This window comes from Mycobacterium sp. pR1184 (assembly GCF_041287235.1).
In the GTDB taxonomy this organism is placed as follows: domain Bacteria; phylum Actinomycetota; class Actinomycetes; order Mycobacteriales; family Mycobacteriaceae; genus Mycobacterium.
Genome location: NZ_JBGGKR010000001.1, coordinates 271,455 through 285,270, shown reverse-complemented (window position 1 = coordinate 285,270; position 13,816 = coordinate 271,455). Strand labels below are relative to the sequence as shown.

At 68.7% G+C, this 13,816-nt stretch carries 15 protein-coding genes; 9 read left to right on the top strand and 6 right to left on the bottom strand.

Annotated elements, in window-relative coordinates; translation table 11 throughout:
* Positions 1-42: 42 nt before the first annotated feature.
* Genes ACAG21_RS01450 through ACAG21_RS01430 form a run of 5 tightly spaced genes read right to left on the bottom strand, consistent with a single transcriptional unit; the run spans position 43 to position 5,617 of the window.
* Positions 43-567: a DUF3592 domain-containing protein gene (locus ACAG21_RS01450; protein ID WP_370494287.1), complete on the bottom strand. Its 525-nt coding sequence runs from the start codon at positions 565-567 to the stop codon at positions 43-45.
* Positions 564-2,207, bottom strand: a complete 1,644-nt coding sequence (gene menD / locus ACAG21_RS01445; RefSeq protein WP_370494286.1) for a 2-succinyl-5-enolpyruvyl-6-hydroxy-3-cyclohexene-1-carboxylic-acid synthase — start codon at positions 2,205-2,207, stop codon at positions 564-566. Before menD ends, ACAG21_RS01450 begins: the two co-directional genes overlap by 4 nt.
* A 58-nt stretch (positions 2,208-2,265) precedes the next feature.
* Entirely contained in the window at positions 2,266-3,048 is a 783-nt protein-coding gene (locus tag ACAG21_RS01440; protein ID WP_370494285.1) for an alpha/beta fold hydrolase, read from the bottom strand.
* Positions 3,045-3,962, bottom strand: coding sequence for an o-succinylbenzoate synthase (locus tag ACAG21_RS01435; protein WP_370494531.1), 918 nt, complete (start codon positions 3,960-3,962; stop codon positions 3,045-3,047). Before ACAG21_RS01435 ends, ACAG21_RS01440 begins: the two co-directional genes overlap by 4 nt.
* Before the next feature lie 50 nt (positions 3,963-4,012).
* Entirely contained in the window at positions 4,013-5,617 is a 1,605-nt protein-coding gene (locus tag ACAG21_RS01430; RefSeq protein WP_370494284.1) for an amidohydrolase, read from the bottom strand.
* A 77-nt stretch (positions 5,618-5,694) separates the two neighbouring features.
* Between ACAG21_RS01430 and fadD8 the strand changes: the two genes are divergently transcribed.
* The gene (fadD8, locus tag ACAG21_RS01425) at positions 5,695-7,296 is read left to right on the top strand and encodes a fatty-acid--CoA ligase FadD8 (protein WP_370494283.1); all 1,602 of its coding nucleotides are present in this window, start codon (positions 5,695-5,697) and stop codon (positions 7,294-7,296) included.
* Between the two features lie 81 nt (positions 7,297-7,377).
* Here fadD8 and ACAG21_RS01420 read toward each other — a convergent pair whose 3' ends face one another.
* Positions 7,378-7,926 (bottom strand): TetR/AcrR family transcriptional regulator, encoded by a 549-nt coding sequence (locus ACAG21_RS01420; RefSeq protein ID WP_370494282.1) that lies wholly within the window; start codon positions 7,924-7,926, stop codon positions 7,378-7,380.
* Between the two features lie 83 nt (positions 7,927-8,009).
* Between ACAG21_RS01420 and ACAG21_RS01415 the strand changes: the two genes are divergently transcribed.
* The 8 genes from ACAG21_RS01415 to ACAG21_RS01380 all read left to right on the top strand — a co-directional run bounded on the left by ACAG21_RS01415 (position 8,010) and on the right by ACAG21_RS01380 (position 13,769).
* Positions 8,010-8,948 carry an aldo/keto reductase gene (locus tag ACAG21_RS01415; protein WP_370494281.1) on the top strand — a complete coding sequence of 313 codons (939 nt, stop codon included), beginning with the start codon at positions 8,010-8,012 and terminating at the stop codon, positions 8,946-8,948.
* 13 nt (positions 8,949-8,961) lie between these two features.
* Positions 8,962-9,411, top strand: a complete 450-nt coding sequence (locus ACAG21_RS01410) for a nitroreductase family deazaflavin-dependent oxidoreductase (RefSeq protein WP_370494280.1) — start codon at positions 8,962-8,964, stop codon at positions 9,409-9,411.
* Positions 9,412-9,424: 13 nt separating this feature from the next.
* Positions 9,425-10,327, top strand: a complete 903-nt coding sequence (locus tag ACAG21_RS01405) for a 1,4-dihydroxy-2-naphthoyl-CoA synthase (protein ID WP_370494279.1) — start codon at positions 9,425-9,427, stop codon at positions 10,325-10,327.
* Between the two features lie 79 nt (positions 10,328-10,406).
* Positions 10,407-11,303 carry an SDR family oxidoreductase gene (locus tag ACAG21_RS01400; protein ID WP_370494278.1) on the top strand — a complete coding sequence of 299 codons (897 nt, stop codon included), beginning with the start codon at positions 10,407-10,409 and terminating at the stop codon, positions 11,301-11,303.
* Positions 11,304-11,377: 74 nt separating this feature from the next.
* A complete protein-coding gene (locus tag ACAG21_RS01395) occupies positions 11,378-11,785 on the top strand; it encodes a VOC family protein (RefSeq protein ID WP_370494277.1) in 408 nt (135 codons plus the stop codon).
* A gap of 97 nt (positions 11,786-11,882) precedes the next feature.
* Entirely contained in the window at positions 11,883-13,088 is a 1,206-nt protein-coding gene (locus ACAG21_RS01390; protein WP_370494276.1) for an anion permease, read from the top strand.
* Between the two features lie 6 nt (positions 13,089-13,094).
* The gene (locus tag ACAG21_RS01385) at positions 13,095-13,394 is read left to right on the top strand and encodes a hypothetical protein (RefSeq protein ID WP_165796297.1); all 300 of its coding nucleotides are present in this window, start codon (positions 13,095-13,097) and stop codon (positions 13,392-13,394) included.
* A gap of 51 nt (positions 13,395-13,445) precedes the next feature.
* The gene (locus ACAG21_RS01380) at positions 13,446-13,769 is read left to right on the top strand and encodes a DUF3349 domain-containing protein (RefSeq protein WP_370494275.1); all 324 of its coding nucleotides are present in this window, start codon (positions 13,446-13,448) and stop codon (positions 13,767-13,769) included.
* Positions 13,770-13,816 lie beyond the last annotated feature (47 nt).

Sequence of the window (13,816 nt, the reverse complement as noted above, 5' to 3'; positions counted from 1 at the left end):
TGCCGACTGGCATACGGGGCGCGAAATTTGCTGCTGAAAGCGCTATATGTCTTTGCTACCCGCACTTTTGGCCGCGTCGCGGCGGTCCAGCTGCTTGTCTATTAACGCCAGGCCTACCAGCACAACCAGTGCGACGAGCCAACTCCCGACCGCGATCGAACCCGCCGGGATGATCGCCAGCCCGGCGTTGCGGTGCTGGACTCGCACCAGGTTCGGGTCATTTTTGTTGTATTCGACGTATATCCGCATGCCCGTGGCCAATTCGGACGGATATAGCACGCCGAGCTCGGGCCGGTAGGTGACTCGCTCAGGTGTGACGAATTCGATCGTCGAGCGGCGCGGCCCCGCGCTGAGCACCTCCGCCTGCGCCACACCCATGTTGTGCCGGATTGCGAGATCGTTGCGCCAGGCGCCGGCCACCAGCAACACCGACTGCAGCGTCGCCAGCCCGGCGATGACCAGCACCGTGATCCGGGTCAGCCGCAACGCAATCCGCGCCGGTGTGGTCGGCGGTTCATCGCTGCGGCCGTGGATCACAGTGCGCAGCAATGCTTTTGGTGACTTCACAAGGCGGCCTTGATGGCGGCATGGAGTCCGCGCAGCGACGACCGGTCCGCCTTGACCTCCAGCACCCGCATGCCGGCGCCGGATTCGCCCAGCGCTGCGCCCAGCTCGTCGACCTCGATCTGACGGCTTTCGACGTGGTAGGCGCGGCATAGCGCACCGACGTCCACATCGTGCGGGGTGCCGAAGATCCGGCTGGAGACGTCGGAGAACCTCGGGTCGCCCTGCTCCAGCAATTCGAAGATGCCGCCGCCGTTGTCGTTGGACACCACGATGGTCAGATGCCGCGGTGTCGGCTCGGTCGGACCGATCAGCAGCCCAGAGCTGTCGTGGACGAACGTCAGGTCGCCGATCAGGGCGACGGTGCGGGCCGGGTTCTCGGCCGTGCCATTGCGTTCGTGCGCCAGTGCCGCGCCGATCGCGGTGGACACGGTGCCGTCGATGCCGGCGACGCCGCGATTGGACCGGACCCGGACGGCGGTCGTGTCGAGCCCCACCAGCGCCGCGTCACGCACCGGGTTGGACGCCCCCAGCACGAGCTGATCACCCGGGCGCAGCGCATCCGCCACGGCGGCGGCGACGTGCAGGCCGGTGGTCAACGGATGCGCCGCCAGCTGGCCGCGCACCGCCGCGACCGCGTGCCGGTTCATCTCCGCGCAGCGATCCAGCCACGCTGGGTTGGGCGTGCCGGTGGTCACCGCCCGGGTTCCGGTGGCCTGCGAGTTACCCGAGACGTCGGGCCAACGCGGTCCGGTGGTCAGCGCGTACACCGGCACCTGTGGGTCGGCCAGCAGCGTCGAGACCGGCCGGTGCAGCGTCGGGCGGCCGAGCATGATCACCTGCTTCGGGCGCAGCAGCGACAGGGCCAGCGGGTGCAACGGGTTGACCGCGGCCGGCGCGGTCGGTTCGGCCACCGTCGGCAGCTGCGCGAGAGTGGGCTGCGCGCCGGCACCATGGCCGGCGATGACGACGGTGTCCGGCGACAGGTCGATCTCGAGCGGCTGGTCGAAGGTGACCGGCGGCGTGTAGGTCCACGGCCTACCGTCGGGCCGCCCGGGCGGCGTCACCGCACCGTGTGGATCCGGTACCAGCGGCTCGCGCAGCGGGATGTCGAACTGCACGGGTCCGGCGTTGGCGGTGCGAGAACCCATGGCCGCCGCCAACACCCGGCAGGTGGCCGACCGCCAGGTGGCATTGAGCGCATCCAGTCGCTCCGGTGCGTCCTCGGCCAGACCCAGGCTGATCGTGGCACGAACCTGGGTGCCGAAGTAGCCCAGCTGCTCCATGGTCTGGTTGGCCCCGGTGCCCAGCAATTCGTAGGGCCGGTTGGCCGACAGCACGATCAGCGGCACCCGCGCGTAGTTCGCCTCGACGACGGCCGGACCGAGATTGGCGACCGCGGTGCCCGAGGTCATGGCCACACACACCGGCGCGCCCGCCGCGATCGCCAACCCGATGGCCAGATAGCCGGCGGTGCGTTCGTCGATGCGCACATGCAGCCGGATCCGGCCGGAGCGGTCGGCGTCCTGCAGCGCGAACGCCAGCGGGGCGTTGCGCGAGCCGGGGCATAACACCACGTCGCGCACGCCGCCGCGGACCAGCTCGTCAACGACGACGCGAGCCTGTGTCGTCGAGGGATTCACTCCTACAGGGTGTCACAGCGCGCTGACGATGCCCGACGTGCTGCGTCGGGATGAGGAATCAAACGTCGGCGAAGAACTTCAGCGCCACGCTGTTGACCGCCTCGGGCCGCTCCAGGAAGCCGAGATGGCCCGCGTCGGGGATCTGCACGTAGCGGCCGTTGGGCAACGCGTCGGCGACCTCGCGCCCCAGGTGCGGCGGGGTGATGACGTCGTCGGCGAAGCCCATCACCAGCACCGGGGTGTTGATGCCGCGGTAGGCCGCGAGCCGGCTGGTCTGCGGGGACACGCCGAGCTGGGTGCGCAACCCGGACGTGCGCTTGACCGGCCAGGCCCGGAACATGGTGATCCAGTCGGCGACCAGCACGTCGTCGTTGATTGTCTTGCGCGAAAAGTTTTCCAGCACACGGACTTTCGCCTCATACGCGGGCGGTAGTTCGGTGTTGGAAGCGTAGAGCTCCTGCTCGCCCTCGTGGAAACCCTGACGGGCGCGGTCCAGGCGGCCGCGGGTAGCCATCAACACCGCGGCCTTCACCAGCTCGGGGCGCACCACCATCAGCTCCTGGGCGATGAACGCGCCCATCGACACCCCGACGATGCGCGCCGGGGCCGCACCCAGGGACTCGATCAGGGCTGCGGTGTCGTTGACCATGGTTTCGGTGGTGAAGCCCTCGGCGTTTTCGGTGGCGCCGATCCCGCGATTGTCGAAGGTGATCACGCGATAACCAGCGGACACGAATGCCGGGACCTGATGCGGCAACCAGGTGCGTCCGGGGCCGCCGCTGCCCGAGATGAAGACCACGGCCTCACCGCTGCCGCGGTCGTCATACGCCAGGTTGATCACTCGATCGACGGTACAAGGAGCGGATAGCACGCCTTGACCCGGTCGATCCACCACTGCCGTCGCTGCGGCGATGCCCGCAACGCGCGCAGCCGCTCCGGGTCGGGTGCAACAGGCCCGACGGTTAGGTGGCCGTCGACGGGCGCGGCGGGTGCGGCGACGTCGTCGGCGAACAGCCCGCCGGTGCCCAGGCCGCAAGCGTGCCGCAGTTGTGGCAATGCCGCCGCGGCGGTCAGACCCGCGGCGATGCCGACCGCCGAGTCGAGCGCGCTGGAGACCACGACTGGGATATCGATCTGCGCGGCGACGTCCAGCAGGGCCGAAATCCCGCCCAGCGGAGCGACTTTGAGGACCGCGATGTCAGCGGCGCCGGCGCGGACCACGGCCAGCGGATCGTCGGCCTTGCGGATGCTTTCGTCGGCGGCGATCGGAACGTCGATCCGCCGCCGCAGCTCGGCGAGTTCGTCGACGGTGGCACAGGGTTGTTCGAGGTATTCCAGCGGGCCGTGGGCGGTCAGCACGGCCGCGGCCAGCATCGCCTGGTCGATGGTCCAGCCGCCGTTGGCGTCCACCCGAACCGTCGGGACCAGTTCGCGCACCGCATTGACCCGGGCGACGTCGTCGGCCAGCGTCTGACCCGGCTCGGCGACCTTCACCTTGGCCGTGCCGGCGCCGGGAAAGCGGGCCAGCACGCCGGGTACTTCGGCCGCGGTCACGGCGGGCACGGTGGCGTTGATCGGGATGCGATCGCGGTGCACCGGCGGCGGCTGCCGGTAGGCGCCCTCGATGCCCGACGCCAGCCACGCCGCCGCCTCGGCCGGCCCGTATTCGACGAAGGCCCCGAACTCGCCCCACCCCGCCGGTCCCTCGATCAGCGCGACCTCGCGGGTGGTGATGCCGCGAAACCGCACCCGCATCGGCAGCGCCACCACGTGCAGGCGCTCCAGTAGATCGCCTAAAGGGGGCCTCACCGGCTGTAGACCTGGCGGCCCGCCAGATACGTCGCCCGCACGTCGAGATCGGCGATCTGCTCGGGCGGCACCGTGCGGGGATCGGCCGACAGCACCACCAGGTCCGCGTACTTGCCGACCTCGAGCGAGCCGACGACGTCGTCGGCGAACAGCTGCCAGGCGGCGTCGATGGTCTGCGCCCGAATCGCCTGCTCGACCGTCAGGCGCTCCTCGGGGCCCAGCACCCGGCCGCTGGGCGCCGTGCGGGTCACGGCCACGCTGATGTTGCGCAGCGGCTCCTCGGGCGTGACGGGCGGGTCGTTGTGCAGCGAGATGCGCATCCCGGTGGCTACCGCGGATCCTGCCGGCATCCAACGGGATCCGCGCTCCTCGCCGAACAGCCCATCGACGATGACGTCGCCCCAGTAGTGGATCTGGTCGACGAAGATGCTGCAGGTCACGCCGAGGTCGTGGGCGCGCTGCAGTTGCTCGGGCCGGATGGCGCCGACGTGCTCGAGGCGCAGCCGGTGGTCGTCGCGGGGGTTGCGCTTGAGGGCCTCCTCATAGACGTCGAGGATGGTGTCCACGCCGGCATCGCCCTGCACGTGGCAGGCCATCTGCCAGCCCAGCGGGTAGTAGGCGCCGACGATCTCGCGCAGTTGCTCAGGGGTGTAGTTGGCGCAGCCGCAGGAACCCGGCGGGATGCCGATGGTGCGGGTGGCCTCGGTGTCCAGGTAGGGAAAGGACAGCGCGATATTGCCGATCCACGGCGAGCCGTCCACCCAGATCTTGATGCCGACCTGGCGCACCATGTCGTCGCCCTGGCCGGGTGTGGCGGCGGTGGCCATCTTCGGGTTGGAGACCTCGTAGGTGCGCAGCCGGACCGTCAACCGGTCGTGCAACTGCGCCACCATCGGCCCGAAGTTCGGGTCGAACGCCATCTCCGAGCAGGTGGTCAGCCCGGCCCGGTTGAGCCGGGCGCACTCGGCCAGCAACATCGCCGGGTAGCTGTCGGCCGAGATGGCGCCGCCGAGTAGCGGGAACACCGCGGCGATCTCCTCGGCGGTGCCGTCCAAGTCGCCGTTGGCATCACGGCCGTACTTGGCGCCCTTGGGGTCGGGGGTGTCGCGGGTCAGCCCGCCCTGCCGCGCGGCATGCGAGTTGAAGTACGCCTTGTGCCCGGAGTTGTGGATGATCACCAGCGGACCGTCCGGGGCGATGTCGTCCAGCCACGCCAGCGTCGGGGCGGGCAGGCCGGACTGCAGCAGTGCGTCCCAGCCGTTCAGGTAGGCGCCCGTCGATCCACGCCGGGCGACCTCGCGATGGATCGCGGAGACGACGTCGTCGGGCCCGGGGAGGGTGACCGGTCGGATGTCGACGATCCGGTCCGACAGCGCGACGGCCTCCATCAGCGGATGTCCGTGCGCCTCAATGAATCCCGGCATCGCGCAGCCGTCACCGATGTCGATCGTCTCGGTGGCCGGGCCGATGAGCGCCTCGACCTCGGACCGGTCGCCGACGGCGACGATGCGGCCATCGGCGATGGCGACCGCCGCTGCGGTGGGCTTCGCGTCATCGACGGTGAGGATGGTTCCGGTAACGACGAGATCTGCCTGCGCCATGGGCAGAAAGCCTAGTGCTGCCGCCGCCCGCCGAGGGGGTGGCAGACAAGAATTGCAACACGTTCTAGTCTTGCCCCATGAGTGACGATCTGTTGCGCCATCCCATTCATTCCGGACACCTGACAGTCGGTGCGCTCAAGCGCAATAAGGACAAGCCGGTGCTGCATCTCGGCGACACCACGCTGACCGGTGGACAGCTCGCCGAGCGCATCAGCCAATACATCCAGGCGTTCGAGGCGCTCGGTGCGGGCACCGGCGCGACCGTCGGGTTGCTGTCGCTGAATCGGCCCGAGGTGCTGATGATCATCGGCGCCGGGCAGACCCAGGGCTATCGGCGCGTGGCGCTGCACCCGCTGGGCTCGCTGGACGACCACGCCTACGTGCTGGGCGACGCCGGCGTGACGTCGCTGATCATCGACCCCAACCCGATGTTCGTCGAGCGCGCGCTGGGCCTGCTGGACAAGGTGCCCGGCCTCAAGCAGGTCCTGACCATCGGCCCGGTCCCCGAGGCGTTGGGCGATTCCGCGGTGGACCTGGTGGCCGAGGCTGCGAAGTATTCGCCGAAGCCGTTGGTGGCCGCCGACCTTCCGCCCGACCACATCGGCGGGATGGCCTACACCGGCGGCACCACCGGCAAGCCCAAGGGCGTGCTGGGCACCGCGCAGTCGATCACCACGATGACGACGATCCAGCTCGCCGAGTGGGAGTGGCCCGAAAACCCGCGCTTCTTGATGTGCACCCCGCTCTCGCACGCCGGGGCGGCGTTCTTCGTGCCGACCATCATCAAGGGCGGCGAGCTGGTGGTGCTGACCAAGTTCGATCCGGCCGAGGTGCTGCGGGTGATCGAGGAGCAGAAGATCACCGCGACCATGCTGGTGCCGTCGATGATCTACGCCCTGATGGACCATCCCGACTCGCACACCCGCGACCTGTCCTCGCTGGAGACCGTCTACTACGGCGCCTCGGCCATGAACCCGGTGCGGCTGGCCGAGGCCATCCGCCGGTTCGGGCCGATCTTCGCCCAGTACTACGGGCAGTCCGAGGCGCCGATGGTGATCTCGTATCTGGCCAAGAAGGACCACGACGAGAAGCGGCTCACCTCCTGCGGACGGCCCACGCTATTCGCCCGCACCGCACTGCTGGACGCCGACGGCAACCCCGTGCCGCAGGGCGAGGTCGGTGAGATCTGCGTGTCCGGGCCGCTGCTTTCCGGCGGGTACTGGAACCTGCCCGAGGAGACGGCGAAGACGTTCAAGGACGGCTGGCTGCACACCGGCGACATGGCCCGCGAGGACGAAGACGGCTTCTGGTTCATCGTCGACCGGGTCAAGGACATGATCGTCACCGGCGGGTTCAACGTGTTTCCGCGTGAGGTCGAGGATGTCGTCGCCGAGCATCCGGCCGTCGCGCAGGTGTGCGTGATCGGCACCCCGGACGAGAAGTGGGGCGAGGCCGTCACCGCGGTGATCGTGCTGCGGCCCGACCACCCGTCCGACGAGGAGTCGGTGGCACAGGTGACCGTCGAGATCCAGTCGGCGGTCAAGGAGCGCAAGGGGTCGGTGCAGTCGCCCAAGCAGGTGATCGTCGTCGAGTCGGTGCCGGTGACCGCGCTAGGCAAGCCCGACAAGAAGGCCGTGCGCGCGCGGTTCTGGGAGGGCGCCGGCCGCTCGGTGGGCTGAGTTCTCCGTCGAGCGTCACGCCAGCGTGGCGCTCGCGGCCGGCGGTCACTCTGGCGTGACGTTCGTGGTCGATGGAACGGCCTACGTAGCGATGCCGGCGACGAGCAGGTCGAGCATGCGGCCGCTCTGTTCCGGCGAGCCGCTGGCCAGAAAGATGCCGATCAGGCTGCTGACTACGTCGTCGGCCCGCACGTCGTCGCGCAGGCTGCCGTCGTCTGCGCCCGCCCGCAGCAGCAGGTCGACGGCGCCGGTAATGCTTTCGCGGGTGTGGCTGGGCTGCATGGCGCCGGAGTCGAAGATCGCGTGCAGCGTCTCGGCCATACCCCGCTTGGCGGCCACGAAGCCGGCGTAGCGGTCCATCCAGCGCCGCAGGGCGATTCGGGGCGGGTGCCTGTCCAGCAGCCGCTCGGCGGCCGCGGCCACCTCGGCGAGCTCAGCGCGGAAAACCGCTTCGACCAAGGCCTCGCGGCTGGGGAAATGCCGATACAGCGTGCCGATCCCGACGCCCGCATCGCGGGCGATCGACTCCAGGGACACCGTCCGCCCGTCGGCGGTCGCGAATGCGGCCGTCGCCACCGCGAGGAGCTTTTCGCGATTCCGGCGCGCATCGGACCGGGGGCTGCCAGTCAAGCGGAGGGGCCTCCGTTTCTGCTACTCTCGGTCAAGCGGAGGGACCTCCGCATTCTCCAGTGTCTCACGGGATAAGGAGCACCATGACGGACAAACCACAGCCCGGCGGCCCGGGCAGCATCGGCACGGCAGCGGTCGCCCGCGTCGGGTACGGCGCCATGCAGCTGTTCGAGACCTCGCCCGACGACGCCGCCGCGGTGCTGCGTCGCGCCGTCGAACTCGGCGTCAACCACATCGACACCGCATCGTTTTACGGGCCCGGCGAGGTGAACAGGCGCATCCGTGCGGCGCTGGCCCCCTACCCCGACGACCTCGTCATCGTCAGCAAGGTCGGCGCGCGCTACACCGGTGAGCAACCCATCCCGCTGGCCGCGGCGCAACGGCCCGCCGAGCTGCGCGCCGCCGTCGAGGACGACCTGAGCCAACTCGGCCTGGACCGCGTGCCGGTGGTCAACCTGCGGCGGATGGACCTGGGTCCCGCCGTGGGCGCCGACGGCGACCAGATCGTCGACCTCGACGACCAGCTGGCCGAGATGATCGCGTTGCGCGACGAGGGCAAGATCGGCGCGATCGGGATCAGCAGCGTGCCGCTCGACGTGCTGCGGCGCGCCCTGCCCGCCGGCATCGTGTGCGTGCAGAACGCCTACAGCCTGCTGGACCGCTCCCAGGAGGAGATGGTCGACGTCTGCGTGGCCGAGGGCATCGCCTGGGTGCCCTATTTCCCGCTGGGCTCGGCGTTCCCGGGCTTCCCCAAGGCCACCGACAACCCCGTCGTCGTCGACATCGCCGGCGAGATCGGCGCCACGCCGTCGCAGGTCGGATTGGCCTGGATCCTGGCGCACGCGCCGAACAGCTTGCTGATCCCGGGCACGAAGTCGATCGCGCACCTCAAGGAGAACATCGGCGCGGCAGACGTCACGCTGGATGCGGACGCGCTGAAAAGGCTGGACGCCGTCGCCACCCCCGGCGCTGACCCGTGGGCGCACGGTGTCGAACGCTTCTTGGAGGCGCCGCAAACCTGACTACTGTGGTCGCATGGGCAAACCGATCAAGCCCCCGTGGTGGCTGAAGCCGGCGAACAAACTCTTCATCCAGATGTCGCGGCTGGGAGTGAATTTCGGCGGCGAAAGCCCTGTCGTGCTGACGGTGCGGGGACGCAAATCGGGACGCGAGCGCGCGACGCCGGTGACACCGATGACCGTCGACGGCAAACAGTACGTCGTCGCCGGGTTCCCCGGCGCTGACTGGGTGGCCAACGTGCGGGCGGCCGAACAGGCGACCGTGGCCCGCGGCCGCCGGATCGAGCGGGTGCGGATGGTGGAGTTGTCCGCGGCCGACGCCCGGCCGATTCTGCGCGTGTTCCCTCAAGAGGTGCCCACGGGTGTGGGATTCATGAAGCGGGCCGGACTCGTCGCCGAGGGCAGTCCCGACGAGTTCGAGCGTCTGGCAGGCCGCTGCGCGGTGTTCCGCCTGGACCCCGTATAGGAGTTGAACAACCTTGAGTGACAACCCATTTGATGCGCAGGTCTGGCGAGAAGTCGACGGCTTCGGCGACCTGACCGACATCACCTATCACCGCCACGTCGACGACGCCACGGTCCGGGTGGCGTTCGACCGCCCCGAGGTGCGCAACGCGTTTCGGCCGCACACCGTCGACGAGCTGTACCGGGTGCTCGACCACGCCCGGATGTCCGCCGACGTCGGCGTGGTGCTGCTGACCGGCAACGGCCCCTCCCCGAAGGACGGCGGCTGGGCGTTTTGCTCCGGCGGCGATCAGCGCATCCGCGGGCGCTCGGGCTATCAATACGCCTCCGGCGAGACCGCCGACACCGTCGACGCCGCCCGCGCCGGCCGGCTGCACATTCTCGAGGTGCAGCGGCTGATCCGGTTCATGCCCAAGGTGGTCATCTGCCTGGTCAACGGCTGGGCCGCCGGCGGCGGGCACAGCTTGCACGTGGTCTGCGACCTGACGCTGGCCAGCCGCGAGCACGCGCGGTTCAAGCAAACCGACGCCGACGTCGGCAGCTTCGACGGTGGCTACGGCAGCGCGTATCTGGCCCGTCAGGTCGGCCAGAAGTTCGCCCGCGAGATCTTCTTTCTGGGCCGCCCCTACACCGCCGAGCAGATGCACCGCATGGGCGCGGTCAACGCCGTCGTCGACCATGCCGACCTGGAGTCCGAAGCTATCCAGTGGGCGCGCGAGATCAACGCCAAATCGCCTCAGGCGCAACGCATGCTGAAGTTCGCGTTCAACTTGCTCGACGACGGCCTGGTGGGCCAGCAGCTGTTCGCGGGCGAGGCCACCCGGCTGGCCTACATGACCGACGAGGCGGTCGAGGGCCGTGACGCGTTCCTGCAGAAGCGCGATCCGGACTGGAGCCCCTTCCCCCGATACTTCTAGCGGGTCACGCTGGCGTGACGCTCGAGGCCAAACGCCACGCTGGCGTGACGCTCGGCGCGCCCACCTAGACTCGCGTCCCGTGAGCAAGAGTCCGCTTCGCCGTATCACCGACCAGCTGGTCCTGGCCACCATGCGGCCCCCGATAGCGCCACAGATCCTGGTCAACCGCCCGCCGATCAGGCCGATCGAGCTCGCCGGCAAGCGCATCCTGTTGACCGGCGCCTCGTCGGGTATAGGCGAAGCCGGCGCCGAACGGTTGGCCGAGCACGGCGCGACGCTCGTGGTCGTCGCCCGGCGCCAGGAACTGCTGGAGGCGCTGGCCGAGCGGATCACCGCCGCGGGCGGTGACGCCATCGCCATCTCCTGCGACGTCTCGGACATGGATGCCGTGGACGCCTTGGTCGCCGACGTCGACAAGCGCCTCGGCGGGATCGACATCTTGATCAACAACGCCGGGCGGTCCATCCGCCGGCCGCTGGCCGAGTCGCTGGAGCGCTGGCACGACGTTGAGCGGACCATGGTGCTGAACTACTACGCGCCGCTGCGGCTGATCCGCGGTTTCGCGCCGGGAATGCTGGAGCGCGGCGACGGCCACATCATCAACGTCTCGACCTGGGGCGTGCTGTCGGAGGCGTCGCCGTTGTTCGCTCCGTACAACGCGTCCAAGGCGGCGCTGTCCGCGGTGAGCCGGGTCGCCGAAACCGAGTGGGGCCGGCGCGGCGTGCACTCGACGACGCTGTACTACCCATTGGTGGCCACGCCGATGATCGAGCCGACGAAGGCCTATGACGGGTTGCCCGCGCTGACGTCAGAAGAAGCCGCCGAGTGGATGGTCACCGCTGCCCGCACCCGGCCAGTGCGCATCGCCCCGCGAATGGCGATCGCGGCCCGGGCACTCGACACCATCGGGCCCCGCTGGGTGAACACCCTGATGCAGCGCCAGAACCTTCAGCCCAATCGCGAAAACGGGAGCTGACCGCCCTCTTCGGAGTGTTGGCGTTGGCCGCGCTGCCGAGCCGACGCGCAACGGCGACGTGATAAACACGAGCTATGGAGATCCTGTTCAGCCGAATGCTGCTTCGGCCGGCTGATTATCAGCGGTCGTTGACGTTCTACCGCGACGACATCGGCCTGGCCATCTACCGCGACTATGGCGCTGGCACAGTGTTTTTCGCGGGCCAGTCTTTGCTGGAGCTGGCCGGCTGGAGCGATACCGACGGTTCCCGCGGACCCTTCCCGGGGGCGTTGTGGCTGCAGGTGCGCGACATCGAGGCAACCCAGGCCGAACTGGTCGGTCGCGGGGTGCCGATTGCCCGCGAGGCACGTACCGAACCGTGGGGTCTCAAAGAGATGCATGTGACCGATCCGGATGGCGTTACGCTCATCTTCGTCGAGGTCCCGGGCGAGCACCCGTTACGTCGCGACACCCGAGGTGAACAGCAGGGAACGACCGGTTAACTGACAGGTAACATCTGGCGACGGTTCATAAATTACCTGAGTTTCACCCGTGCCAGCATTCGACAATTTAATCCCCCTACCACCAGAATCAGGCGCTGTGGACATACAACTGTTCCTCCTAATCATTGTCGTAGTCACGGCATTGGCATTCGATTTCACCAACGGCTTCCATGACACCGCGAACGCGATGGCGACCTCGATCGCCAGTGGCGCGCTGAAGCCCAAAACAGCCGTCGCGCTCTCCGCGGTGCTCAACCTGGTGGGCGCGTTCCTGTCGACCACCGTTGCGGCCACCATCGCCAAGGGCCTCATCGATTCCAGCATCGTCTCGCTGGAACTGGTGTTCGCCGGCCTGGTCGGCGGCGTCGTCTGGAACCTGCTGACCTGGCTTCTCGGTATCCCCTCGAGCTCGTCGCACGCGCTGATCGGAGGCATCATCGGTGCCACGATCGCGGCGGTCGGCGCGCACGGGGTGATCTGGTCGGGCGTGATGTCCAAGGCGATCATCCCGGCCGTCGTGTCGGTGTTCGTGGCCCTGTTGGTCGGGGCCTGCGCGACCTGGGCGGTCTTCCGGATCACCCGGGGCCTGGGGAAGGAGCGCACCGAAGCCGGGTTCCGGCGCGGCCAGATCGGCTCGGCGTCGCTGGTCTCGCTGGCGCACGGCACCAACGACGCCCAGAAGACGATGGGCATCATCTTCCTGGCCCTGATGTCCTACGGCTCGGTCAGCAAGAGCGCCGCGGTCCCGCCGATGTGGGTCATCGTCTGTTGCGCCATCGCGATGGCCACGGGCACCTACCTGGGCGGCTGGCGGATCATCCGCACGCTGGGCAAGGGACTCGTCGAGATCACGTCGCCGCAGGGGATGGCCGCCGAATCGTCCTCTGCCGCAGTGATTCTGCTGTCCGCCCACTTCGGCTACGCGCTGTCGACCACCCAGGTCTGCACCGGCTCGGTGATGGGCAGCGGACTGGGCAAGCCCGGCGGCGAGGTCCGCTGGGGTGTCGCCGGCCGGATGGCCGTTGCCTGGGTGGTGACGCTTCCGCTGGCCGGCCTGGTCGGCGCGGTCACCTACTGGATCGTCCACTACATCGGTGGATACCCCGGCGCCGTCGTCGGCTTCGGGCTCCTGGTCGCCACCTCGGCCGCCATCTACATCCGGTCTCGCAAGAACAAGGTCGACCAGCACAACGTCAACGACGAATGGCAGGGCGACCTGACCGCCGGCCTCGACGAGACCAAGCCGTCCGGTGGGGCCAAGGTAGGCGCCACGGCCGGTTCCGACGACGTGAGTGTGGGGTAGCGTCCGATGAGTCAACTGAGCGAGTGGTTCAACTACGAAGCAACCCTGAAGATCCTGCTCTTCAGCATGCTGGCCGGCGCCTTCCTGCCCGGGCTGTTCGCCGTCGGGATCCGGCTGCAGGCGCTCGGCTCCGGTCACGCCGGCGCCGACGGCTCCACGTCGCAGCCCAACCCGATGCTGTCCGCTCTGGCCTGGTTGATCTACGCACTGGTGGTGACCGTGATCATCGTCGGTGTGTTGTTCATCGCGCGCGATTTCATTGCGCACCACACCGGGTACCCCTTCCTAGGGGCCAAGCTTAAGTAACATCGAATCGTCGTCCACCGAACTACCGAGCCCCCGGGCGGAGTTGATCGAATGAACCGATTCCTTACCTCGGTTGTCTCGTGGTTGCGCGCGGGCTATCCGGAGGGCATTCCCCCGACGGACACCTTCGCCCTGCTGGCGCTGCTGGCCAACCGACTGTCCAACGACGAGGTCAGGCTCGTGGCCAACGCGCTGATGGAACGCGGCGATTTCGACAACATCGACATCGGCGTGATGATCAGCAAGCTCACCGACGAGTTGCCGTCGCCCGAGGACATCGAGCGGGTGCGGGCGCGGCTGGAGGCTCAGGGCTGGCCGCTGGACGACCCGCACGACGACGACGTCGACGACCTCGATGGCGGAGCGCACGCATAGCTGTTCTGCGTGCGCTGTTCGTCTCGCCCGGCTCCGCTGCCGCAGCG

Bases quoted from the DNA above. Each gene is read 5' to 3' on its own strand.
- ACAG21_RS01385 (WP_165796297.1), top strand. From the start codon at position 13,095: ATGAGTCAACTGAGCGAGTGGTTCAACTACGAAGCAACCCTGAAGATC.
- ACAG21_RS01430 (WP_370494284.1), bottom strand. From the start codon at position 5,617: ATGGCGCAGGCAGATCTCGTCGTTACCGGAACCATCCTCACCGTCGAT.
- fadD8 (WP_370494283.1), top strand. From the start codon at position 5,695: ATGAGTGACGATCTGTTGCGCCATCCCATTCATTCCGGACACCTGACA.
- ACAG21_RS01410 (WP_370494280.1), top strand. From the start codon at position 8,962: ATGGGCAAACCGATCAAGCCCCCGTGGTGGCTGAAGCCGGCGAACAAA.
- ACAG21_RS01380 (WP_370494275.1), top strand. From the start codon at position 13,446: ATGAACCGATTCCTTACCTCGGTTGTCTCGTGGTTGCGCGCGGGCTAT.
- ACAG21_RS01395 (WP_370494277.1), top strand. From the start codon at position 11,378: ATGGAGATCCTGTTCAGCCGAATGCTGCTTCGGCCGGCTGATTATCAG.
- ACAG21_RS01435 (WP_370494531.1), bottom strand. From the start codon at position 3,962: ATGCGGGTGCGGTTTCGCGGCATCACCACCCGCGAGGTCGCGCTGATC.
- ACAG21_RS01415 (WP_370494281.1), top strand. From the start codon at position 8,010: ATGACGGACAAACCACAGCCCGGCGGCCCGGGCAGCATCGGCACGGCA.